This window comes from Paracoccus lutimaris, from assembly GCF_003337565.1.
In the GTDB taxonomy this organism is placed as follows: Bacteria; Pseudomonadota; Alphaproteobacteria; order Rhodobacterales; family Rhodobacteraceae; genus Paracoccus; species Paracoccus lutimaris.
Genome location: NZ_QPJL01000067.1, coordinates 1 through 2,654, shown reverse-complemented (window position 1 = coordinate 2,654; position 2,654 = coordinate 1). Strand labels below are relative to the sequence as shown.

Here is a 2,654-nt window from a genome sequence, read left to right as displayed (position 1 = left end):
ACTAGCATTGACGCCATCATAACACGCAGAACATAACCACTGGGTGGGTCAGTTCTCGGTGACAATGCCGGGTCAAATCTCAGTGGCAATCAACACCTCCTTCTTTTTCTCCGGCTCAACCGCGTTGTCTTCCTTCTCCTGCGGCAGGTCTTCTTGAATCTGCTTTACGTCAGGATTGCCCTCGGCAGGCGGGGAGAAGACGCATGCGATGTTCAGCAGTTGGAAGTTGGGATCCGTTGCCAGCTTTTCGGCCTGAATCGTTTTGAAGAGGGTGTGATACTCGATCGCGTCATTGATCGACGAGGTGGCGAGCAGGGCATTGAAGCGGCGCTGACCGGTTGCCGCGTCGTGTTTCGCGAGGATCGCATCGATGACCGCCCGCTTGGCCAGCGGTTCACCCGGCTTCGGCAGGGTTTTGCCTTGGGGCTTGAAATAGTCGACATGGAACCTGAGGACGTTTCCGTCCTCAATGGCGTGAGTGATCGTGTAAGTGTGAAGGCGCTGCTGGAATAGATCTTCCGTTGTCTTCATGCTGGCTTGGGTGTCTTCGATTTTCTGCTGCGCGGCGTTCTGATCGAAGATGGGCGTCCCGGTGAAGCCGAAGAGCTGGGCGCGGGGGAAGAACTCCTTGATGGCCTTGTGGTTCTCGCCGAATTGCGAACGGTGGCATTCGTCGAAGATGAAGGCGATGCGCTTTTCGCGCAGGGGTTCCAGCTGCTCCTTGAAGCTCTTCTTGCCGTCCTTCTTCTGCTGCTTGTTGCGCTTGCTGTTCTCGTCCAGCGCGAGGCCAAGCTTCTGGATCGTACAGACAATCACCTTGTCGGCGTAATCGTTCGAAAGAAGGCGCCGAACGAGGGACGCCGTATTGGTGTTCTCCTCGACGCAGCCTTCTTGGAACTTGTTGAACTCCTCGCGCGTCTGGCGATCAAGGTCCTTGCGATCCACGACGAAGAGGCATTTCTCGATGTCGGGATTGTCCTTCAAGAGGGTTGATGCCTTGAAGGAGGTGAGTGTCTTGCCGCTGCCCGTCGTGTGCCAAATGTAGCCATTGCCGCAATCCTGGGCGATGGAGTCGACAATCGCCCTCACCGCGTAGACCTGATACGGACGCATCATCAGCAGTTTCTGCTCGCTCGCGACCAGAACCATGTACCGGCTGATTGTTTGACCGAGCGTACATTTTACAAGGAAGGTTTCCGCGAAGGTGTCGAGATGGACGATCTTGTTGTTATCGACATCCGCGAATTCATAGACCGGCAGAAAGCGCTCCTCGGCATTGAATGCGAAATGGCGCGCGTTGTTGTTCGCGAAGTAAAACGTCCGATCGCGATTGCTGACGATGAAGAGCTGGAGGAAGCACAGGATTGTCTTGGTATAGCCATTCCCGGGGTCGTTCTTGTAATCGACGATCTGCTCCATGGCGCGACGCGGGCTGATGCCAAGGGTCTTTAGTTCAATCTGAACAACCGGCACCCCGTTGATCAGCAGAATGACGTCATAACGGTGGTGGCTGTTGTCCGTGTTGATCCGGAGTTGGTTTACGACCTCGAAGGAATTCTTGCACCAATCCTTGATGTTCACGAGCGTGTAGTTGAGCGGCGTCCCGTCATCGCGAGTGAAACTGTTCCGCTCGCGCAGGGTTCGCGCCGCCGTAAAAACATCCGGCGTGACGATTTCATCGTGCAGCCGCTGAAACTCGCCATCGGTGAGTTTGACCCCATTTAGCGCTTCGAATTTGCTCCTAAAATTCGCCTCCAAAGTAGCCCGATCACGAATATCGGGTCGATACTCATACTTAAGCTCTTTGAGTTTCGCGATCAGGGCGTCTTCAATATCGCGTTCGGGTCTGTTCGTGGCCATCACGAGACTCATTATATATTAAACCCTTCTGATAGAAGGAGTTTCCTTCTTGTAAATTGCACAGGTGCGTGGTTCTGAAAATTCAGAACCGGAAGCACTTGAGATTCTTGAATAGTCCGGATCATTGATCTGTCCCACTAGTCTTTCCCGAGCGGCGATTCTCATTATCCATTTCAATGTCCTTTAACCGCTCATACTCCTCGACAGCAATTACCACGACGACGGCTCGACCATGCTTTGTCACGGCCACCGGCTCGGCTCGGGCGAGATCAATCAGCCGCCCGAATTCGTACTTTGCGTCCTTCGCGCTTAGGGTTTGCATTTCCTCGCTCCCGGCCTGTGGCCTCTATCTTTTGGCCATTTTGGCTGAATTTAGCAATGGTCTATCGTGCCCAAGGCCGCACCTTCGGCATGGCATCCGTCACCTCAACCTCGCGCAGCATCCCACCCGCGATCAGCCCCTCGCGCACCCAACCCAGCGCCTGCCACCAGTCGTCATAGCCGCGCCGGGCAGCTTCGATCTGCTGTGGATGGGGCGAGAACGTGATCGGGCAAGCAAGGATGTCGATGGTCTTCCATGTAGCGCGAGCGCCTGCGCCACGCACGCGGATGCGCTCCGTCCCGACGACGACGGCGCCTGCGTGCGTTCCATGCTGGTTCTGTTTGACGATGGTCGGCACGCAGCGCGGGACGGCACCCGGCATCCAGTCGGGCGTCAGCCCGGCGCGGGCCAGTTCCGCGACGCGGATTGCCATGCGCTTGCCGCCGAGGCTATCGGGGATTCCGGCGACGGT

Annotated in this window: 2 protein-coding genes and 1 pseudogene; all 3 read right to left on the bottom strand. The window is 56.3% G+C overall.

Annotated features, from left to right (window positions below; all coding sequences use genetic code 11):
• Positions 1–72 precede the first annotated feature (72 nt).
• Positions 73–1,860, bottom strand: a complete 1,788-nt coding sequence (locus DFP89_RS19810) for a type I restriction endonuclease subunit R (RefSeq protein WP_220269895.1) — start codon at positions 1,858–1,860, stop codon at positions 73–75.
• A gap of 121 nt (positions 1,861–1,981) precedes the next feature.
• Positions 1,982–2,182, bottom strand: a complete 201-nt coding sequence (locus tag DFP89_RS19805; RefSeq protein ID WP_114351019.1) for a type II toxin-antitoxin system Phd/YefM family antitoxin — start codon at positions 2,180–2,182, stop codon at positions 1,982–1,984.
• Between the two features lie 61 nt (positions 2,183–2,243).
• Positions 2,244–2,654: pseudogene (locus DFP89_RS19800) on the bottom strand (hypothetical protein); the annotation flags it as partial.